The organism is Gammaproteobacteria bacterium, from assembly GCA_016199745.1.
Taxonomy (GTDB): domain Bacteria; phylum Pseudomonadota; class Gammaproteobacteria; order Acidiferrobacterales; family Sulfurifustaceae; genus JACQFZ01.
Genome location: JACQFZ010000042.1, coordinates 93544 through 114197, shown reverse-complemented (window position 1 = coordinate 114197; position 20654 = coordinate 93544). Strand labels below are relative to the sequence as shown.

At 54.3% G+C, this 20654-nt stretch carries 18 protein-coding genes; 3 read left to right on the top strand and 15 right to left on the bottom strand.

Annotated elements, in window-relative coordinates; genetic code table 11:
- From HY308_10235 to HY308_10225, 3 genes are all read right to left on the bottom strand, one after another.
- The coding region (locus HY308_10235; GenBank protein MBI3898659.1) for a hypothetical protein at nt 1-798 on the bottom strand (798 nt) is incomplete at its 3' end.
- A 3-nt stretch (nt 799-801) separates the two neighbouring features.
- Entirely contained in the window at nt 802-1995 is a 1194-nt protein-coding gene (locus HY308_10230; protein ID MBI3898658.1) for a hypothetical protein, read from the bottom strand.
- Between the two features lie 43 nt (nt 1996-2038).
- Complete coding sequence (locus HY308_10225) at nt 2039-2500, bottom strand: hypothetical protein (GenBank protein ID MBI3898657.1); 462 nt, start codon at nt 2498-2500, stop codon at nt 2039-2041.
- Nucleotides 2501-2687: 187 nt separating this feature from the next.
- Between HY308_10225 and HY308_10220 the strand changes: the two genes are divergently transcribed.
- Nucleotides 2688-2966 carry a helix-turn-helix transcriptional regulator gene (locus HY308_10220; GenBank protein ID MBI3898656.1) on the top strand — a complete coding sequence of 93 codons (279 nt, stop codon included), beginning with the start codon at nt 2688-2690 and terminating at the stop codon, nt 2964-2966.
- Nucleotides 2967-3146: 180 nt separating this feature from the next.
- Here the strand turns inward: HY308_10220 and HY308_10215 are convergent, their stop codons facing one another.
- From HY308_10215 to HY308_10185, 7 genes are all read right to left on the bottom strand, one after another.
- On the bottom strand, nt 3147-5024 hold the full coding sequence (locus HY308_10215) for a DHH family phosphoesterase (GenBank protein ID MBI3898655.1): 1878 nt from the start codon (nt 5022-5024) through the stop codon (nt 3147-3149).
- A gap of 41 nt (nt 5025-5065) precedes the next feature.
- Nucleotides 5066-5665 carry a hypothetical protein gene (locus HY308_10210; protein ID MBI3898654.1) on the bottom strand — a complete coding sequence of 200 codons (600 nt, stop codon included), beginning with the start codon at nt 5663-5665 and terminating at the stop codon, nt 5066-5068.
- 4 nt (nt 5666-5669) lie between these two features.
- Nucleotides 5670-7724, bottom strand: coding sequence for a hypothetical protein (locus HY308_10205; GenBank protein ID MBI3898653.1), 2055 nt, complete (start codon nt 7722-7724; stop codon nt 5670-5672).
- On the bottom strand, nt 7721-10327 hold the full coding sequence (locus HY308_10200) for a site-specific integrase (protein ID MBI3898652.1): 2607 nt from the start codon (nt 10325-10327) through the stop codon (nt 7721-7723). The genes HY308_10205 and HY308_10200 overlap by 4 nt, the downstream gene beginning before the upstream one ends.
- Nucleotides 10320-11588 carry a tyrosine-type recombinase/integrase gene (locus HY308_10195; GenBank protein ID MBI3898651.1) on the bottom strand — a complete coding sequence of 423 codons (1269 nt, stop codon included), beginning with the start codon at nt 11586-11588 and terminating at the stop codon, nt 10320-10322. The genes HY308_10200 and HY308_10195 overlap by 8 nt, the downstream gene beginning before the upstream one ends.
- 103 nt (nt 11589-11691) lie before the next feature.
- Nucleotides 11692-12000, bottom strand: a complete 309-nt coding sequence (locus HY308_10190; protein ID MBI3898650.1) for a hypothetical protein — start codon at nt 11998-12000, stop codon at nt 11692-11694.
- Nucleotides 11997-12923, bottom strand: coding sequence for a hypothetical protein (locus HY308_10185; GenBank protein MBI3898649.1), 927 nt, complete (start codon nt 12921-12923; stop codon nt 11997-11999). The genes HY308_10190 and HY308_10185 overlap by 4 nt, the downstream gene beginning before the upstream one ends.
- Before the next feature lie 297 nt (nt 12924-13220).
- Here HY308_10185 and HY308_10180 point away from each other — a divergent pair, with 297 nt between their 5' ends.
- Nucleotides 13221-15215, top strand: a complete 1995-nt coding sequence (locus tag HY308_10180; GenBank protein MBI3898648.1) for a dynamin family protein — start codon at nt 13221-13223, stop codon at nt 15213-15215.
- A 208-nt stretch (nt 15216-15423) separates the two neighbouring features.
- Nucleotides 15424-15909, top strand: coding sequence for a hypothetical protein (locus HY308_10175; GenBank protein ID MBI3898647.1), 486 nt, complete (start codon nt 15424-15426; stop codon nt 15907-15909).
- Nucleotides 15910-15951: 42 nt separating this feature from the next.
- Here HY308_10175 and HY308_10170 read toward each other — a convergent pair whose 3' ends face one another.
- The 5 genes from HY308_10170 to HY308_10150 all read right to left on the bottom strand — a co-directional run bounded on the left by HY308_10170 (nt 15952) and on the right by HY308_10150 (nt 20650).
- Nucleotides 15952-17004, bottom strand: coding sequence for a chemotaxis response regulator protein-glutamate methylesterase (locus tag HY308_10170; protein ID MBI3898646.1), 1053 nt, complete (start codon nt 17002-17004; stop codon nt 15952-15954).
- A gap of 47 nt (nt 17005-17051) precedes the next feature.
- Nucleotides 17052-17651 (bottom strand): chemotaxis protein CheD, encoded by a 600-nt coding sequence (locus tag HY308_10165; GenBank protein MBI3898645.1) that lies wholly within the window; start codon nt 17649-17651, stop codon nt 17052-17054.
- Complete coding sequence (locus HY308_10160; protein ID MBI3898644.1) at nt 17648-18526, bottom strand: protein-glutamate O-methyltransferase CheR; 879 nt, start codon at nt 18524-18526, stop codon at nt 17648-17650. The genes HY308_10165 and HY308_10160 overlap by 4 nt, the downstream gene beginning before the upstream one ends.
- Before the next feature lie 98 nt (nt 18527-18624).
- Nucleotides 18625-20007 carry a HAMP domain-containing protein gene (locus HY308_10155; GenBank protein ID MBI3898643.1) on the bottom strand — a complete coding sequence of 461 codons (1383 nt, stop codon included), beginning with the start codon at nt 20005-20007 and terminating at the stop codon, nt 18625-18627.
- Between the two features lie 148 nt (nt 20008-20155).
- Nucleotides 20156-20650: a chemotaxis protein CheW gene (locus HY308_10150; GenBank protein MBI3898642.1), complete on the bottom strand. Its 495-nt coding sequence runs from the start codon at nt 20648-20650 to the stop codon at nt 20156-20158.
- Nucleotides 20651-20654 lie beyond the last annotated feature (4 nt).

Genomic DNA, 20654 nt, shown 5'->3' with positions numbered 1-20654 from the left:
TCGAGCGACGGCGCGTAACGGCGATTCCCCGTTGGGCATGACGCGCTTGGGTGTTGCAAACCAGCGTGCGGCCCGATGTCGATCCCCTAAAACACTCACGGCGTGGTTGACGATCTCTGGATCCAGCATTTCTAGGCCAGCAAGAACGCGCTCGAAGTGCGCCTCACGCTGAGCTTCATTGTGGTCAACGAGATTCGCGAGAGTTTCCAGAGCCGGGGCACTGGATTTAGAAGTAAGCGTTTCCTGGACATGCAGGCGCCCCTGAGGTTCGAGTTTCTTGATGGCGCGGATCTGCTGTTGCGTCAGCGGGCCCCTGTCCTGCTTGTATTTCTTCCGTGGGCCGAACTTATCCGTTAGTTCTGCCATTTCGCGCTTGGCCGCCTCGATAACGAGTTTTAACTCGCTCAAACAATCCATGGGTGCACGACCTCGTAACCAGCCGTTCTTGGAACCGAACCATGCGGCGATCTTCCAAGGATCGGTCTTTACGCCAGTGAATACTTTTAACAAGCGGGCAATGATCGGCTTTGGCTTCATGCGACTATTGAATTGATAGGCGGGGTAACGATCCTTACCGCGACGGCCGGCTCGGATTCGTACGGAAAATATCTTGCCCTGCTGTTTCCAGGCGCGAACAGGATCAGTCGCCTTCGTGGTAGGTCCGATGGCTTTCGCAATATCATCTGCTGTGAGCCACTGCGTCTGCGCAAGAAGTTGCGCCACGGCGTGCTCGCGCATTCGCTGTTCGGTCGCCGACATGGGCGAGATAGATTTTTCTTTTCTATTTCGACGTGTCATTGCTTAGTCGTCAGTCAGCTGCGCATAGGTGAATCGTTGCTCACGGTGAAGGGATTCGGTTTTGTCGTTCAGCCGATACTTCGCGGATACGGCGATATGGACACTACGCGACCTGGCCTGGTCGGCAGTCAACGTTACCGGGACAAGCTCAGCGGTGCCTGCTGGCGCCTCCATGGCGTAAACCGTTGACTGTCCATTTGGTGGAATGGAGCGGCTGATCGAAGCATTCATAATGTTTTGGTTGATATGAACCGAGACGGCTTCGACGTCCAGATATCGATCCGTTAAGTTCTGAAGCCGATAGCGAACCGAGGTACCGTCGATGCCCGCGATCTCGATTTGTAAATTCCGATCGCTGAAGCCTTGCGGGGGGCGGAGTTGGAGAAGCCGAATCGATCGGATCGTGATGGTCGGCGTCAACGTGACGCCTTCCGGTTTATACGCCACCGGGAAGTATTCGAACTTGTCCACGTCGTAGGTAACTATCCTCTCGACGCTTGACCGCTTGTTGATCCTTACCTGGTAGGTCACATCGCTGAGAGCAGATGGACACTCGGACATGATCTTCTTGGACACCTCGATCAACGCATCCGAGCTCCACCGCTTGTTGAAACCGCTGCGATCCTCGATGCGAGGGACGACGTTCAGCTTATTGCGGAGAAAGTCTTCGGCCGCGGTAAGCGTTGTCTTTGCTTCGTCGGTGTTGCAGGAGGTCAGCGAAATAGCAGCCGTGCTTATTTCTCTGACCTTGAGCTTTACCTGGTAGTCGTTTCCCGGTGAGTTGCCGAAAAAGACTGCTGTCGGTCCTTCATACTTTGCCGGCCCGGTTGGGCGTATATCGACTGCCCATAGCTTCGTATCGCCTTTGCGGCAGAGGAATTCGCCGAGATACGGTTCGGCGGTTGGCGCGTAGACCTCCGGAAACCTGGCCTTTGACGTTCGCTCGAGATTGCCGCCCTGGGTTTGGCAGTAGGTCTGAAGTTTGTCTCTCGGTATGGAGAGATTCTTCGGGTCGGGGTTGGTGTATCGGATGATCAATACCCGGTCCGGCGTATGTAGATTGGCAGCAATGAAGTCTTCGACGGTTGGAGATTTTGCCGCGTCATTCCTTGATACCGTCCCTGGGACACCGGCACATCCATATCCGAAGACACCCGTGATCGCTATCAATCTCCCTGCTACTTTCCACCCGACCATGGAGTTCCTCCCTCAAAAAAATCGACCTACGTCGTAACGCTTTCTAAGAACGCTTGTTCCGCCGCTTTTTGGTCGGACTACGAAACACAAGACAACGATCGAGTAATTCGGTCTCTTTCGTGTCGAGCCCAGAAACCATCAAACGATTACCGTTCCCGAGCACGTAGACATAAGCTTTTTGTCCTTGGGCATGGGGTTCGATGCCTTCCCAAATCTCTACCAGCGGTTCCATCGTCCAGCGATTGGCGCCCGTCATGTGGCTCGGCAATACGACCTGCACTTCTTCGACCTTGACCCCTTCTGCCGCTTGGAATTCGCACAGCTGATAGACCTCGCTTAGAAAGGCGGGCTGCTTTAGTCGAACGTTGTCCTCGGCTTGAAACTGATAAATGAGATGAAACCAGGGAACGTGTAATCGACGGAAAACGTAGGACCAGGCGCGGCTTCCGTCTTCCCGGAACGCTGCTGGCAGATCGATCTCGGCGTAGTCAGTTGTTTCGAACATTTTCTTATGCGACCGCCGCTAAACAGCGGTCATCTCTTGAGATTATGTCGCTAGGTAGCTAGGTCGCTAGGTCGCTAGGTCGCTAGGTCGCTATTTGTGGTCGCGCCTAACAAAATGAACACTATAGATTGTACTCCTATAGTGCGCAATCCACTTAATTGGGTGTCCCTTTAACTGGGACATCCTGGTGAAAACAAAACTTGCGCTTGGTCGGGCCCTTAAGGAAGTACGAAAGGCGAGAGAGCTAACACAGGAAGACTTTTCAGTCGTTTCCAGCAGAACTTACATGAGCACGCTGGAAAGAGGCATGAAGAGTCCTACGATTGAAAAAATCGAAGCGATAGCGGAAACGATGAAAATTCATCCGCTGACACTTCTCACTTTTACGTTTATGAAGGCAGGCAATTACCGAAATGCAGAAGAGTTACTCAAAAAAATTCGAGCGGAGTTGGCTGAGTTTTCATAGTCAATTGGGGATTTGGGCTAGTAGGATTGATCACGGCTGGTCTAGCGAAACGGAAGACCGGTTTTCGTGGGCTGAGACGAAGTGGTCAATTTAGATTTAGAACGGTGCATGAAGCTTAGCCCAGGTCACGACCATTAAAATCAACACGCCGGCATGAGATGGCGTTGTTCGCTTTCACCTCTACCGACTAGAGATTCTGTTTCCGTGTTTAATCATAACCTGCACGGAGCGCCGTCCACCAAAATTATTATCGGCAAGATGGTAAACCAAAAAGATTTCATCCCCAATCTGCATCTCAGCCGCTTCGCGAACGTCGCCTGCCCCGAACCATATCGCCTTAAGCGCTACGTTGCCCTGAATTAAGCCTAACCGTAGATGAGCACCACCGGTCAACGCCGTCCGCTCCGTAATGCGAAAATGACCTTGATAAAGTGGCCGTTCAAAACCACGCCCGAATGGGCCGAAAGCGCTGAGAGCATCGAGCGATTCTAAAGTATGGTTACCGCAGGGAAGTTCTCCATCTGCCCAAACGACGGGGCCAAGCGGCTGCGAACCAAGTTGTTCTATTACCGCTTGCTCATAGGCAGCGGCGAAACGTCCAACGTTTGCAATGGGAACAACAGCGCCAGCCGCTGCGGGATGGCCACCAAACGATATAACTAATCCAGGATTCAGATTGACGACACGTTCAATTGCTCGGCGAACGTCAAAACCGGCGATGCCACGAAACGAGCCAGAGGCAAGGTCGGACGAAGCAACTTCACAACCCACACCAGTCGGTTGCAGTAACATTCGGGCACCTGCCCCCTTGGGTGAAAATATCGCGGCAGGTTTTCCAAACGTTTCAACTAAGCGACTGGCTGTGATGCCATGAACGCCCGAGTGCCCCTGTTCCAAATACACGACGACCGAACTGCCAGTCATGGTCGTCGCTATTTCGAACGCTTGCTGCTGGAGCACCTTTTGGATTTGCTTTCTCTCAGCGTTTTCCTGCTGGAGAGTTCTCCAATGCTGTTGAGCTTCCTGAAGGGTATCGGCAATCAAGAATTTAAATCCAGACTCCGCCCAATCCAGTCGACCTGCTGCAGCAATCGCAGGAGCAAGTCGGAATGCAACATCGTCCGCCTCAACTCTCCCCTTGACCTCTTCAGCGAAGACCGCCCAACACGGACGACGTTTGAGGTTGAGTAGTTCCAATCCCTTTTTTACAAAAACCCGATTCGTGTAGCTTCGGGTCGGCAACAGCGTCACGCAATCAGCAATCGTTGCAACCGCGACCAGATCTAATAAACCGGTTAGTGAAGGTATCTCCGAGCACCAGCCGGTGTTGAGCAGTGCCGTTCGGACTTTCGCCATTGTTAGAAAGGCAACGCCGGCACCGCAGACGTGTGGATCGTAGCGTGATTCTGAACGTGTTGGGTTTAATACGGCATAAGCAGACCGAGGCGGTCCTTCAGCGGGGATCTGATGATGGTCAGTCACTATGACATCAATGTTTGCAGCCGCTAGAAGCGCAATCCGCTGCTCATCGCTACTGCCTTTGTCCGCGGTGATAACCAAGCTCGGACGAAGCTCGATAATCCGCCGCACTACAGGTTCCGTAATTCCGTAACCCTCGGTTAGACGGTGGCTCGTAACGACATGCAAACGATCACGCGAAACCCCGAAATACTCAGCAAAGGCACACCACAGAACGGCGGCTGAGCCAGTGCCATCCATATCGTGATCGCACGCAAAAACTATCCGCTCACCTGTCCGCACTGCCTTCACGATACGGTCGACAGCCATATCCATATCTGGAATGCCCGAAGGATCGGCTACGAGCGTCAACGACGGATTTAGGAGGGCGGACAGATCCATTGGCTGATCCAGTCGGCGCGCCAGAAAGTGGCCAATCCACGGATCTACCTGCTGCTCGAGTAATGTCGCTAATACCTCGGAGTTAATCTCGCGTTGCCGTACCACAGGCGTCGGCAACGCTTGCTGACCGCGTTTCGCTATTGATACCGTGTGTCCTGCGTCTACTACGGGCGCGGTTGCCATCAGTTGCTTCGTCATTCGCTGGTGGGTCGTTGAGATAGAGACGAGTATGCCTCAACTCACCCGTCGTGCAACTCTAGCTTAGGCCCGTTTGTCAGCGCACTCTGTGCGTTCACTTGAGGATCAATAAGCTCGTCCCGTTCATTCTTGACTTTCTGCAATTCACTAGTCATTTGCTCGATATCCCGACGGTACGTGGCTCTTGCAATGTCGAACGCGCCACGTGTTTCATCCAGCTGATCGCAAACTTTCTGCAACTCGATCGCAATAAGCGCGTTGTGATGCAGCGCCCTGCTTAGCTTTTGAGTTAGTTCAGCGACTCGACTCTCGGATGACTGGCCGGCTTCTGTAGTGATAGGTGCTTTTTGTCGCTTTGCGCCTTTGCGATAGCTTTTAACTGCATCGAGCAGTTCGTTAACACTCGTCGGCTCACCTTTCGCCAGCTCCCACTCGCCATACGATAGGTCCTGGGTACTCCGCCAATTTCGTTGCGCTAGGGTATTAGGATGGATTTTCGTAAGACGACCAATTTCAGCTTTGGTGGCTCTAAGTGCCGGGTATTGCATCATCTTCAAGATGACGTTTTCGATCAGCACCGAATATTGCTCAAAGTCCTTTTCATTGCGAGCTTCAAATCCGAACATGCCATCGTGAGCCATACCGTTATCCTCCTTCCTTCACCGGGCGACCACGCGTTCCCAGCTCGACTTCGACTTCACGCTTTATCACCTCTGGCCGCTTTCCCAACTGTCTGAGAAATTTTGCATACTCTGCCTCCTGGTGAACTAAGGAGGCGCAATTAGCGAACTGCGCCCGATTATGAAGCTGTCGCACAACGAAGCTATATTCCTTCACTAATCGATCACCTTGCGTCTCATCAATAATGAGATTTTCACAATCGACGTCACAGCCACTACCGTTGATGCAACCTGGACTGTCATTTTGAGTAAACGACAAAAACGCGCAACGAAACCCATCTACTGTAGGCGGAAGCACAAAACCTTCTCGAGCCATGCGTTGCACATAACGCTCGCGCGCCTCTCCTTCCAATCCCATACCGGCAAAACGCGCCTCGATTTCCTCCTTGATCATTTCCGCAGCAGGACCTGCGAGCTTGGCGCCCTCGCGGAAAATTCCGACGGTCCGCTCCGATTCCTCATCTCGTTTTCGCGCCGCAACAGCTTTTTCATGGTCATGCAACCGGTTTAAGACAACTGAACTGCTTGAAAGACCAAGTTCTCCATAAGCTGTTGCTACGTCACTGACACGAGCGTTCTGAAGCATCCCGCCCAGGTGGTGGAGCTGGCGAGTGATCGCTATAAGGCCTACTCCAAGCCGTGATAGCTCGGCAACGAGCGTATGACGATCGCTGTACTCGGTAATATTTCCGTCGTATTCATCTATTAGCGTTTTCCACCGCGTTCCTTGAAATTCGGGTCGCAGGAAGGATGCGTTGTTTGTCGCGTGCCACGCCCCTGCCGCGGTATCGGCCTTCCCTCTTCTGTGCAGTCCGGAAATCAGATGTACATTGCCACCGATCTCATACTGCTTTGCCAGCAGTCGAACCGCGTCTCGCATACAATCAATGGCTACCCAGCTGTCAACGTTGATCGGACTGTCGTCGGTTCGACCCTTGGTTACCGTGCCGACGAGGTAGTGACGGCCATCTTTGACTAATAAACAACCTCTCATCCTTTCGATATAGTCGTCCGAAACTCGCAGTCGTAGCGTTCGACCTTCGCAACCTCGCATACCCGTGTATAAAAAAATGAGATTTTGTGCAGCATATCGACTACGCCTGAGAACATGCGCAAGCGAATCAATAGTTAATGAAAATTTTCTTTTGTTATAGTTCTCCTGCACATACTCGACATGGCTCAGTCCTAGCCTTCGCCGCTGCGTCATCAATTGGACGTAGTACTGATATGCGACATCGAAGTCCGGGTATCGTAAATCTATTGTCTGGCGGCCATTCTTCATGGCTTGATACACGTCGTTGTCGAACTGCTCATCTTCTGCTTCGATTTTCAGGCCGACTAAGAAGTCATGCACTAACGCCCGACACAGCTCACTGCGGTCACGAAAAAATGCCGCCGGCAATATCTGCTTGGGCCTCGTTGGTTTTTTTCGGTAGTTCCTCCAATCCAAGGTGTCTAAATCACTTCGCTTCCAGCCTACTGGACCGCCTGGGAAATACTTTCCAACCCAGGGCTCTGCCATAAAATAGATAAGACGTTTCGCGTGCTTATCTAGCGATCGACGGGAGAAAGGGTATCGAGCGACGGCACTCCGAAGGTCCTCAACACTAAGGTTAGAAAGAAGCTCGACCTGACCACCCTTCTCCATCTTTAATTGGACAGCAAAGCTCAAAAAATTAAGCACTTCTTTGGCTCGCGTTACCGTCTCTCGGAGCGCTCCATGCATTAGTGCGCGAACCAAGGTACCTGCTTTTATGCCTTCTACGACGGACCGGCTTAGGTTTTCATAACGTGTTTTGTTTGGCCAAAGAATTTCCAACGCATGCGACGAAACCGCTGCGTGACGCACGTTTCCGGGAATCCGAAAACTCCATCGCGCGTCCCCGAATCTCGAAGTCGCTGATACACGCATTTTTTCACTGAACTTAAGCTCGCCTTGAGTGCACCGACGTATATGATTATTGGTAAAGCCAGCGATGGCTAGTTCCTCAGCAACCGCAGATTTTCGTAACGTCTTCATGCCGGCGATTGCCTCCCCTCTTCAAAGAAGAATTCAGCCGGATCTCTGTCTATCCATGCCTCAGCACGCGCTCGCGCATCGTCAATCACTTCCTTGGAGAAGAAACCATTCTTCGAATCAATGATCTCGTCAATGAGCCTTACAGCCTTTCGGACGAGTTGATTGTTGACTCGAACACTTATCAAACCACTACGCAAATCCAATTTTAATTTGGTCTGATACGCAATTAGTCTCGGCAGAGTTACGTCGACGATGACTACGTTGTCGCAAAAGAGGCACATGTTCCACTTGCTGCACGTGCTCTCGCCGTCTATCCAATTGCGATGTTGCTGTTTGATCTTTGTCGACGGATTCTGCGGATCGCGGCAATGAAGACATCCGGGAGTTTGGAATATATAACCATCGCTCGGTTTGTCCTTTGGCGACTTGGCAATTGTCTGACGGAGTTGTTCAACAGAGCCAAGCACTTTTACATGCTTCGACTTTTCCTTCTTTAAGCGGTTAAGCGCCGCTCCCACTTCACTATACAGCGTTGTCTCAAGCTGCAACTTATCGAGGTATCGTTCGGTTGTAAGGAGGCTACTGTGACCCAGCACCGCTTGCACTAACTCTATGGGCGCACCTTGCTTGACAAGGTTTGTGGCAAGCGTCGATCGAAGCCGAGATACCGCGAGGCTCGTGCTCGCGATCTGCCGGCCAATCTTGCGCTCTTCATTGCGCAAGGCGCTATCATCTAAGCCCCCATGTTTTGTTCGTAAACTACGCTTCATAAGTCCGGCGACATGCGGTTTGAAATAATGCCTTACCCAGTCGATAAAATGGTAACGGTTAATATCCGATACGCACGGTCGCTTATGACTATCCCAACGGGACGTCTCGAACAAAAAGAGTTTTTCCCGTAACTCTTTCGGCGCCCTACTACGAAATCGAGACGTCAGCGATTCTGCTAGTTCAATAATTTCGCGGATCCGCTTAGCGTCTGGAAGGAATGCGATTGGCTTCCGGTAGACGGCGTGCTTTCCATCGCTCTCGAAGCCTTGGTATTCGCCGTGGTCCAGCACATCTTTGTCTTCTACGATGAATTCGTCAGCCAGCTCATCTGTAAGGGGCAGCTCTTTACTACCACCCGAGCGCGCTTTGAAGTACTCCAGATAGTAAGTTCGCGTGAGAGGTTCGAATTTTAGGCAACCGAGCTTTAAATCCTTGAGCGACTCGACGTTAAGCCCAGTTAGCTTTGCCAAATATGCCATTAACGAAATTACCAAACTCGAACGCAGTCTCGGCACAATTCCCCAAGAGGCGAGAAGCGCCTTCGTAATTTTTTCCTTATCTGAAACATCATAACTGTCCATCAACCTTTCACGCTCATCACGGTTTCGCAGAAAGTAATGGGAAACATTTTGGGAAAATAATTTATACGACGGTGAACTTCGGTGTGGCGGAATTCGTCCGTTCATTACGTGCTCGAAATACCATCGCCAGTTGTTCTTGTTGGCCCAGCCATATCGCGCCCCATCAGCCTGCTCTCTAAATACCGAATCTGGATCTTTTTTTAAAATTGTGATGCTGTATCCACCTTCCAATGGAAATACTTTCCGCATCACATCGATTGCACCCATCTTCGTTAATGCTTCCAAATCAGATAAAAATCTTTCCAAGACGTGATGCCGGCGCAACCTCTTAGGATATACCTGATGCAAATTTAGGATGCCGACTCCATTTGTGACAAATGCCTGGATACGTTTTTGTAAGTCGAAACGACGTTTGAAAGCCTTTGCTTGGTTGAAGGACCGCGCACCAACAGACTTTTTTAGCTGCAATTTCGTTGCTTTTTTCTTGAAAACGATCACAGCACCACAAAATGGTTGTGATTCAATGTAGCCCTGCGAGGAAAGGTATGCGATCGCATCTTTGGCGACGCGACGCCAATATTGCTTTGCGCGTTTGTCTAAAATCTGCTGAAGCTCCGTTCCGATATCCTGTTCAGTGACAACACCCGAACCCATCAGCAATCTGCGATGAAGTATGCTCAGTACTTCTAGTCGCGCAGTCCAGCACGGATTCCATCTAATTTTAGGATTTTGACCAACTCCTGTAGCGGCGTAAGGCTTTGCGATCGTTCGTAGGAATTGATAATCGTTGATCAACGCTTGCCGGACAAAATGGTATAGATCTTCGCTATACGCAGTATGCGTGTCGCCATGATGTGCATCTCGATGTTTCGTTTTTACCTTTGTAATGATTACGTCGGTCGAAATGTACCCGTTTGATCGACAGTGCCGTATCACCTCGCGCAACGAACTCATTCCTGTAGAGAGATTGTAAATACCACGGCGCAAATGCCACTGATACATTTGAAAGAAAAAATCTACTGAGAACTCGTCCTCCACAAAAATCGGCTTGATGGCTCTTTCGTTTGGGAAGCCGTCCCTATCCAAAATGTAACGGACATGGTTTCGAAACGCTGTCCGATACGTCTCTTTTGTTGCATCCGAGTTCGCCAACTCGGCACGTTCCTCGTAAACGTAACGTAACTGCGCGAGAGGATCATCCAAATTGGGCTGGGGCAGAGAACTAGAATAAGCGATATTTAGATCAGCCACCGATCACCGCCCTATGCCCGCGCTTCTCCTTATGCAGACGCGGCCCCAGGTATGTCGCCAAAACTATTTCGTCCTGTTTTTTGTAAAAAGACGCCCCCTTGGCAAGTTTTTCTAAAGCGACGAGTACGGTAGCCGGCAAGTTCCCATAAATCTCCTCTGTTGTGCTTAGCCAGTTGTGCCCCAATCTTCGCTTCGCCTCCAGCAACCGATCTAGATGATTCGTTCCCATGTCCTCCGATGTCAAAATAGCCAGCACACACCCGTGTCGCAGATCGTGCGGACTAAGCCAATCCGGAAGTGCAGTTCGACGAACGGCGCAATTGAATTGTGATTTCGCGTTTGAATATTTCCATGCGGTTCCATTTGCGGTAAGAAACGCGGGCTTCTCGGGATCGTTTAATGCGTACCCGTGTTGCAGAGCCGCAAGCCTGTATTGCTCGCTCGCGTGGTATCTGGCAACCCGTGCCACAACGGGTCGAGAAATACCAACATAACGTTCTTTAATTATTCCGGCCTGCCCTTTCCGGCCTTTGATTATCATTGGCAGATAGTTCTCGTTATGACGATCGTGTATATGGGGGAAATCTACAAGACGAACATCAAGCGCTTCGCTAATTCTTGCGCCGGCGTCGTATATGAAATGAAAAAGAGAACGCTCGCATTCGTTATGGAACGCATTGAGGAGCTCGATGACCATTGACTGAGATACCAACTCAGACGCGAGCTTTGTCTGTCTTCGAGATGATTTCGTAATTAGGCGAGCATCGAGCTCATATGGATGCGACTCTCTGACGCAACCTGCCTCTTCCGACGTCAACCAGCTTAAAAGTTTCTTTAAAATGCTTTCCCGACGGCGAATCGTTTTACTGCTGATTCCGGCGTGACGCATGGCCTGTAGGACCCTTGGGATATGCCGTCGCTGAATCAATTTAAGGTGCTGATCGATACTTAGGTCTTTGATCGGAGACGTCGCCTCTACGAAGTCGAGCACCCGTTTGAAGTCGTGTCGATACTGGACCACCGTGCTTGGAGCAAGTGACAGGCCCTCTGACCGTCTCAGAGAGGTAAAGAAAGAAGTTACTAGCGGGGATGGACGCCCTTCGGTATCCAAATATACGTGGGAATGAAACCCGGGGGTTGTCTCTACTGAGAGCCAACCGGGAAGGGCGACTTCTTCAACAAAGAGGTTTGGGTCCGCGCTGCTAAGCCAAGCGTGATGGCGATCCTTGGCCTCCTCGTACGTCCCTTTCAGCTTTTGCACGGGCTTCCTTTGCTATCCATCCAACAGCAGGACAGAGGCCGTACTATGTGCCGAAAACTTTAACTTACTGCGCTTATATCGTCACGCAGTTCTCTCTCACTCACTAGCCAGCAATAACCAAGTCCTCTCTTACAGCCTGGGAATTAGATCTTTTTATCTGCATAAAATCAAAATCAGCAACGACCAACAATCGACCGCGATTACGCAACTGCTCCACCAACAGCTCGACCGCGCCGTCGATCCCCTTGAGCTGCGACGGCGACAACATCCGTTCGAACGAGCGGTCGAGCTCGTGCACCGTCGACAATCGGCGCGCGCGATAAATGCGCACCAGCACTGGGTGCAAGTCGGCGGGAAATGTTAGATCGTCGGCACACGGCCGGCGTACGATTAGGCGGCGCGTCGGCGTCATCGATAACTCGCCAACGGCCGGCGGCGGCGCCACCAACGCCGAGCATGGTTTGCCTGCAAGCGAAAGGCACGGCCGCCGTCGCTATATAAATCCACGTAAGCGAGCTCGCGATTCTTCAAGGCTTGGAACATCGGTGCCATCCAGTGATTGTCCAGGCGCTCGATGAACCCGCGCCATTCCTCGGCGTCGCCATATTGCACCACTGTGCGCGCTTGATCGAGTACCACTAAATGCGCACCTCGCGGCAACGACTGTCGCTGCCACTCGTTGAAGTGCGTCGGCAACGCGCGGCTCGGCACGTCCGCCAAACGCGCCAACGATAAGCTGATCGCTTCTTCGCTGTGCACCTGCACCCAATCGACCGGGTGTATCTCCGGCAAGCGTCCACTGCCCCAAAACCATAGGCTATTAATCGGCAATTCACCGCGCTGCTCGCGCTCGACGTTAACCGCAGCGGTGTGCAACAAGATTTGCATCTCGTTCAATACGGTGTGCCATAGCTTGCCGTCCTTTCCTTTCGGCAGATAGGGATGAATGTCACGACCGACGACGTCAGCCAATGGTGTCGTCAAAATCTTTGCCGCTCGCGGCGGCTTGAGATACCAACGCCCCGGCCGCGGCGCCTTTAACACCCAACCGTCATGGGTGTACGCAGCGGCAACTTCGGCAGCGAGCCGAGTCGCCTCGTCCTGCGCCAAGGCAATCACTTGGGTATCGACCAATACCAGCCGGTCACGTTCTGGGCGCAAGTGCACCGGATCGGCTCGCAGCCACCAGCCTTTATCGATTACGCCGACGTCGAGCGCGCGCGTCACGGCTGCCACCGGCAAATCGGCGTCGACCGGCGGCTCTACGTCGAAAAGCTGGAAAACGACGTTTTCAAAGCGGCTAACGGCGACATCGATAGACTCCGCCCGCGCCAACCACATCTCCAAGGCCGGGGGGCGTGGCGCAAAAGCGTCTGGAAGGTCACCCAAGGGGCCAAAGAGGCCAGGGATGCACAGGGTAAGGGATTTAGCCGGTTCCGCCGGATCGGAGGCACTTATCAAGCGGAAGCCCACCTATCACCTAATATGAGAAACGGGGCTGGAACAAACGTGGCCGGATTCTAGGGAAACAGCCGAGATTTACAACAGGCGCCCGGTACCGGCCGAAAATGGCCTGACTTTTGCAAATAGTGAGTTAAGGCCTTCATTTGCCGTTAGAAAGGGAACGCAAAAATGGAACAACGGGCGTACACAACGCCCCAGCCCCCCGGTGGAACCACAACCGCCGCCGGCGATGGATCACTCGCTACCGACTTCGCAACCGCGTTGGCGCGCTATCGCGCTTGGTGCGACGAGCTAGGCACGGCAATCGCCGACTACCAAGCCTGGGTCGAGCAACAAGGCGACGACGCCGACGGTGAACGCGATCTGCGGGTGTATGAGCTTGCCGAGAGTCTCAAGAGCGAGCGCCTGAAAGTCGCACTGATTGGCGAATTTTCGCGTGGCAAAACAGAGCTGTTAAACGCCCTCTTCTTTGCCAGCTTTAAGCAACGCCTACTACCGTCCGCCGCCGGCCGCACTACCATGTGCCCAACCGAGCTGCGATACGATGAAAACCTGCCGGCGTGCGTACGGCTGCTGCCGATCGAAACGCGCAAGACCAGCACGACCATTTCCGAATACAAGGTGACCCCGGTTCACTGGACCACCGTCCATATCTTGCGCCCGGACTCGGCCGACGAAGTTCGCGAAGCCTTCATGGAAGTAACGCGCACTAAGAAGGTCAGTGCTTGGGAAGCGCAAGAGCTCGGCCTGCAGTCGCCCTCTACCGACGGCGCCCGGCCACCGGCGGACGCTGTTGTTGAGGTTCCGGTTTGGCGCCACGCGATCATTAATTTTCCACATCCACTGTTGCGCCGCGGTCTGGTCGTGCTCGACACGCCGGGCCTCAATGCGCTCGGTTCAGAGCCGGAGCTGACGTTCAAGATGCTGCCGGAAGCGCATGCCGTCCTTTTCGTACTCGCCGCCGACACCGGCGTGACCCGCAGCGATCTCGAAGTCTGGAACAGACACATCGTCAGCTCGCGCGGCGTCAACAGCGTCGGCCGGTTCGTCATACTGAACAAAATCGATATTTTGTGGGACGAGCTGCAAGACGAAAAAAAGATCGACGCCACCATCGCCCAGCAAATTCGTGACACCGCCCGCATCCTGTCGGTCGACGACAAACGTGTGTTTCCCCTGTCGGCGCAAAAAGCGCTCACCGGTCGCGCCAAGGGCAATACCGCGCTGGTTGACCGTAGCGGGCTGCCGGCGCTGGAGCAACGCATCATCAACGACATCCTGCCGTCGAAATACGATCTAATTCGCAGCAAGGTGGTCTACGAAATCAGCGCCCGCGTAGGCGACAGCCATAGCTTGGTGAAGGCACGTGTCGCCAGTGTCGACAAACAATTGAGCGAGCTCAAAACATTGGGCGACCGCAACCTCGACGCCATCCAAAAAATGGTGGCACGGATGCGCGACGAGAAACAAAAATACGACCGCGAGCTGCTCGGCTTCGAAGGCACGCGCACGCAATTGTCGACACAAGCCAAAGACCTGCTCGCGCCGATGAGCCTCACCAGTCTCGATGCACTGATTAAAGAAACCCGGCTCGATCTGCAAGACAGCTGGACGACGCGCGGCCTGCAACAAGGCATGGAAACGTTCTTCACCGGTACCCGCAAACGTATGGATCAGGTCGGTAAACGCGCCGAAGCACTCAAACGCGAAGTGGAAGCAATCTACACACGCCTGCACGCGGAATACGGATTTACCAAACTACAACCGGCGCAACTGTCGCTGCTACCCTACTTCGTCGCGTTCAAACGACTCGAAGAAAAAGCCGAGGCGTTCCGCAACAGTCCGATCACGCTCATGACCGAGCAGCGCTTTGTCATCAAAAAGTTTTTTATCACGCTCGTCGCGCAGGCACGCCACTTGTTCATTGAATGCGATAAGACTACCAAGGGCTGGTTCCAGGCACTGGTAACACCGTTATACAAGCAGCTACAGGACCACAAAACGGCGATCGAGCATCAGCTCGAAACCTTGCGCAAGATTCACAAGAACATGGATAACTTGGGCGTGCACATCGCCGACCTGGAGACGGCGAAGAAAGATCTGGCGGGGCAACTGGAACGGCTGGATGGGCTGCTCGAGCGGATACAACGACCGGTCGGATAAGTTCTTGCCGATGTTTTGACTTGCCTCGGCACACCGCCCGTCGCTTCGCCAGCCGCGTAAAAGTAGTGGGATTCCGGCACATCCTCCGCTGTTCTTCGCTACAAACCTAGACGATCTCCGTAGGTAACCCATAGAATCCGTAAACGCTGCTGGCCACTATTGGTTGCCAGCAGCGCATATAAAAACTTATTCAATTAGGGAGCCCCAAATGAAATTCACGACCCCAACGCTCATGGGTGCGGTCGCTGTTGCCGCGCTACTCTGCACTGCTTGCGGTAGCGGCAATAGCGATGATGCAGACTTAACGCTGGATGAATTTACGGTTACTCCGACAACCCCGGATAGCTCTACTAACGAAGTAAAATTTATCTGGAAGGTCAACCGTTCGGACTTGTCGAATTACCGTTTTTCGGTCTACCTCATACCCTCCAGTACGCCGGATGCGGACCGAAAGGACGACAATAGAGTCTTCAACCGCAATTGCACTTCAGGGGTGGCGGAAGCCTGTGAAAACGGCGGCCAGGTAAATTGCGATTACGAACGCGACGGCGATAACAGACGGTTCAAGTGCAGCGACTTCGCCAACAAAGAGTTTTCTATCGGCAGCTATCGCGCCGTCGGCCGCGCCTGCTTTACTGAATCCGATTTCGATGAAAAATGTCAGGAAAAAATCGTCGATGTGACCCTCAACTAACATCGATGCCAAACGAACCGCTCAGATAATGATCAACTAGCGTTACGAAGTACCCGGTTCGACGTCGGCCGACACGCCGGCCCACTCCACCAGCCGCTCGGCCATGCGGTCGAGCGGCAATATTTCGCAAACGCCGCCCTCGCGGATCGCCCGCTCGGGCATACCGAATACCAGACTGGTCTCCTGATTCTGTGCCAGCGTCCAGGCACCGCGTCGGCGCATGTGGCTCAAGCCGCGCGCACCGTCACTGCCCATGCCGGTCAAGATTACACCCAGTGCATTGGCACCGATCGCGCGCGCCGCGGAATCGAACAGCACGTCGACCGAAGGACGATGCAGGCTCACCGGCTCACCCTCATATACCCGCAACCGATAGCCATCGGCCAAGCTGATGAGCTCGGTTTGTTGACCACCGGGGGCGATAAATACCATACCGGGCCGCAGCTGATCGCCGTCGCGCGCCTCCTGCACTTTCATGGCGCAGTGCTCGTTCAACCGATCGGCGAATGGTCCGGTGAAGCGCGGCGGCATGTGTTGGACGATGACGATCGGCGGCATACGCGCCGGTAAGCGTTGCAAGATCTCGCCGACCGCCTGCGTGCCGCCGGCAGACGCGCCGATAGCGATAACGCCACGCTCGCAACGCGCCGCTTGCAGCGGCAACGCCGGCAAACTCGCGGCAACGTTGGACACCGCGCGCATATTGCCGAGTCGGACGTGCGCCGCCGCGCGCACTTTAGCGCGCAGCTCGGTACCGATACGGTGGATGTTCTCGCGCGGATCGCCGTGCGGCTTGGCCACGACATCGACTGCACCGAGCTCGAGCGCACGCAAGGTCGTGGTAGCACCGTCGCGCGTCAGCGACGACACCATGATGACCGGCATCGGCCACAAGCGCATAAGGTTCTCGAGAAATTTCAGGCCGTTCATGCCCGGCATGTCGACGTCGAGCGTTAGCACATCAGGGTGCAGGCGTTTGATCTTTTCGCGGGCAACATACGGATCGGGTGCCGTGCCGACGACTTCGATGGTATCGTCTTCGGTCAACAACGCTGTCAACAACTGACGCATCAGCGGCGAGTCATCGACCACCATCGCTCGGATCTTAGCGCGGGCGTACAACGGCTGCGGTTCACCGGCCACTAGAAAAGCTCCACTTCGCCATCCAGCTTCTGCCGCTTCAAGCTGATGAGATAAACCATTTCCTCTTCGGCGGTACGTTCAGCGTCGCCGCGGCCTAAATATTTGACGAACACCTGACTGGTGTCGGTATGAAACAGCACCCGCCGCGGTTGATAGCCGCCGACATCTTCTTTGACGATCGGAATCTGTTCATTCGCCAGAAAACGGCGGACGAACTCGATATTGCGTTGCGGTACACCATCATCGCGTTCGCTGATTTTCAATACGTGTCCGCCGCCGAATACCTTAGCGCGAAAACGCTTACGGTTGGCGCCGATCTTCATCAAATCGCTGATCAGTAATTCCATCGCGTGCACGCCGTAGCGGGTACTCGTCGGATTGTCGGCATCCATGCCATGCGGCAGCATGAAATGGTTCATGCCGCCGATGGCGGCGACCGGGTCGTATAAACAGGCGGCAATACACGAACCGAGCACGGTATCGAGTACCAGCGGATCGCGGCTCGTACGCAGACCACCGATATGAATCGTGACACGCGGGACATCGGTTCCATCCGCTTGCAGGCGGCCGGTTACGCTCGGTATGCGTTTGCGTGTCATGCCCGCCCCTTATATTGGTAAATGCTCTGACCGACATGACGCACGGCATCATCGGTGCCAATGATCGATTCGGAATGGCCAAGAAAAAGATAGCCTTCCGGTCGCAGCATCCGCATTAGGCGCTCGATCAGACGGCGTTGGGTTTCGCGGTCGAAATAGATGACGACGTTGCGGCAAAAAATGACGTCGAACTGCCCGCGCATGGGCCAGGGATCATCCATCAAATTCAGATGACGAAATTGAACGATCTCGGAAAGCAGCGGTTTGACTCTAACATGTCCGTGATTGGCACCGACGCCGCGATAAAAATAGCGCTGCAGCAACGGCTCGGGTATACGCGATGCCTGCTCGACGGTATATACGCCACGCTCGGCATGGGCCAACACCTGGGTATCGATATCAGTGGCAAGAATACGCACATCCCAGGGGTCGTCGTCGGCCAACGCCTCGCGCACGGTAATCGCCGTGGTATACGCCTCCTCGCCGGTCGAGCTGCCGGCGCTCCAGACGCGCAGCCGCCGCAACGTGCTGCGGGCACCGGCGCGTAACTGCGGAATGACAGTCTCGGTTAGAAATTGGAAGTGATGCGGTTCGCGAAAAAAATCGGTCTTGTTGGTCGTGATGCAATTGATCATCTCGACCATCTCGAGACCTTCGGGATCGCATTCCGTTATTAAGTGGTAGTAATCCGCGAACGTTGACAAATTATGGTGGCGCAAACGCTTCGCCAAGCGCGCACAAACCAACGCGCGCTTGTGCTCGGTTAGCGAAATGCCCGTGTGCGCATAAATCAGATCACGCAGATACCGAAATTCGGCATCGGTGATATGAAATGTGGGCAGGCCGGCGAGAAGTTGCGACGGCAGTGCCGCCATACTCGTCCGCAGGCATAGGCCTGCGCCTCCAAGTCTTAAGAAATGGCGTGCATCGTGCGCGCCTTCGGCTCGCCTCCCTCTCTCGGAGGGAGAGGGCGTTAAAATTCGGTCCAGTCCTCACCACTGCCGGCGGCACGGCGTGGGCGCAACACCTGTACTTTCGAGTCGACGCTCGGTACCGCCGTTTTACCACCATCGCCCGCGTCGGCCTTGTTCGACGACGATGACTTGGTGGTCGAACCGGAACCCGAGCTGGCCAACTTGAATTGCCCGACCAGTTGCCGCAGATGCTCGGCCTGCACCGCCAACGACTGGCTGGTGCCGGTCAACTCTTCGACCTGCGCCGCATTCGATTGCGTGACGCCATCCATCTGCACGATCGCGCGGTTCACCTGATCGATACCCGACGCCTGCTCCTGACTGGCCGCATTGATCTCGGAAATCAACTCAGCGACGTTCTTCACCTTGCCGACGATGCCCTGCAATTTGGCGCCGGTGATGCCCACCAGATGCGCGCCGTCACCGACTTTGTCGACGCTGTCATTGATCAAGCCTTTAATCTCTTTCGCCGCTTGCGCGCTGCGTTGCGCCAAGCTACGAACCTCGGCCGCCACCACCGCGAATCCGCGGCCATGCTCACCGGCGCGCGCCGCTTCGACGGCCGCGTTCAACGCCAGCAAGTTCGTCTGGAAAGCGATCTCGTCGATGACGCCGATGATATCGGCGATCTTCGTGCTGCTGCCGTTGATCAAGTCCATGGACCGCTGCAATGAATTGGCCATGGTCACGCTCTCATTGGCAGCGTCGGCCGATTCGGCGGCGAGCTTGTCGACCTGCACGGCGTTGTCGGCGTTATGCTTGACGGTGCTGGTCATCTCTTCCATCGACGCCGCCGTCTCTTCGAGCGAGCTCGCCTGCTCCTGCGACGATGCCGACAGCTGTTCGCTGGCGGAACTCAGCTCCTGCGAGCCGTGATAAACGATTTCCGCCGCCTCGGCGAACTTGCGCAGACTTTCGCTAAGCTTCTGCACGGTGACATTGAGCAGTTCGGCCACTTCGGCGATTTCATCGTGGCGGCCGGCGCTCAGCTGCATCGACACCGTCATATCGCCTTCGCTGATCCGGGTTAACGCTTCGCGCAGCTGCTGCAACGGTCCAGTGAGCGAACGCGTGAGATAAACCCCGACCAGAAGCATCGCCACCAAGCCGGCAACCATGACCCCACCGGTCACGAGCCGCGCATCGCGGTAAGCGCTTTTGATCTTGTCGTATTCCTCCTGGTAGCCGGCAAACGCTTCGCCGCCGCCCTTAACCGGCGTCAGTTGCACCACGCGCTCATGCGCATTGTCGGCGAAACTCGCCATTTGCATCATCTTGTAGAGCCCGAAGCCGCCGCCGATGCCAAACGTGAGGAACACCAGTCCCGCTGCCAGCAGGAGTCGACCGCGAAGCCGCAACCCTGATTGATTCGATGTACTCATCGTATGTCTCCCAAATAAACAACATCGCCTCCCTCCCCCGCAGGGGAAGGGAACGAGGGTGGGGGTGAGTTTGGCGCTTCGTTTGAACCCACCCCCACCTTTTGTCCTCCCCCTGAGGGGGAGGAGAAGTCGGCGAAAATCTTCATATTTAAGCTGCCGCCTCGACGGCCTCGGCCAACGTATCGGGATTTACTAACCGCTCCACATCAAGTAACACCAATAATTTTTCGTCGATCTGTGCTAGCCCTTTTACGAACTGCCGGTTCGCATGACCCTCGAATTCCGGCGGGGTTTGCCGCTGCTCGGTCGATAAACTAATCACGTCGCTGACCGCATCGACGACAACGCCCGCCAAACGCTGGCCAACGTTGATCACGACGATGACGGTAAACGAGTCATACGCTGCTTCGTTCAAATTGAAGCGCAGCCGCAAATCGATAATCGGCACGATCGTGCCACGCAGATTGAGCACGCCGCGGATATAACGCGGCGAGTTGGGCAGCGACGTCACCTTGGTCCAACCGCGAATCTCTTGCACCTGAATGATCGGGATGCCGTAATCGAGACCATCGAGCCGGAACGTAAGGAATTGCACTAGCTCTTCGGTAGGTATCGCGCCCGGCTTAATCGATTTATCGAGCATCGCT

What these genes read in the sequence shown, in the direction of transcription:
- HY308_10230 (MBI3898658.1), bottom strand. Translation starts at nt 1,995, where the DNA reads ATGGTCGGGTGGAAAGTAGCAGGGAGATTGATAGCGATCACGGGTGTC.
- HY308_10225 (MBI3898657.1), bottom strand. Translation starts at nt 2,500, where the DNA reads ATGTTCGAAACAACTGACTACGCCGAGATCGATCTGCCAGCAGCGTTC.
- HY308_10215 (MBI3898655.1), bottom strand. Translation starts at nt 5,024, where the DNA reads ATGACGAAGCAACTGATGGCAACCGCGCCCGTAGTAGACGCAGGACAC.
- HY308_10210 (MBI3898654.1), bottom strand. Translation starts at nt 5,665, where the DNA reads ATGGCTCACGATGGCATGTTCGGATTTGAAGCTCGCAATGAAAAGGAC.
- HY308_10205 (MBI3898653.1), bottom strand. Translation starts at nt 7,724, where the DNA reads ATGAAGACGTTACGAAAATCTGCGGTTGCTGAGGAACTAGCCATCGCT.
- HY308_10190 (MBI3898650.1), bottom strand. Translation starts at nt 12,000, where the DNA reads ATGACGCCGACGCGCCGCCTAATCGTACGCCGGCCGTGTGCCGACGAT.
- HY308_10180 (MBI3898648.1), top strand. Translation starts at nt 13,221, where the DNA reads ATGGAACAACGGGCGTACACAACGCCCCAGCCCCCCGGTGGAACCACA.
- HY308_10175 (MBI3898647.1), top strand. Translation starts at nt 15,424, where the DNA reads ATGAAATTCACGACCCCAACGCTCATGGGTGCGGTCGCTGTTGCCGCG.
- HY308_10170 (MBI3898646.1), bottom strand. Translation starts at nt 17,004, where the DNA reads ATGGTGGTCGATGACTCGCCGCTGATGCGTCAGTTGTTGACAGCGTTG.
- HY308_10165 (MBI3898645.1), bottom strand. Translation starts at nt 17,651, where the DNA reads ATGACACGCAAACGCATACCGAGCGTAACCGGCCGCCTGCAAGCGGAT.
- HY308_10160 (MBI3898644.1), bottom strand. Translation starts at nt 18,526, where the DNA reads ATGGCGGCACTGCCGTCGCAACTTCTCGCCGGCCTGCCCACATTTCAT.
- HY308_10155 (MBI3898643.1), bottom strand. Translation starts at nt 20,007, where the DNA reads ATGAGTACATCGAATCAATCAGGGTTGCGGCTTCGCGGTCGACTCCTG.
- HY308_10150 (MBI3898642.1), bottom strand. Translation starts at nt 20,650, where the DNA reads ATGCTCGATAAATCGATTAAGCCGGGCGCGATACCTACCGAAGAGCTA.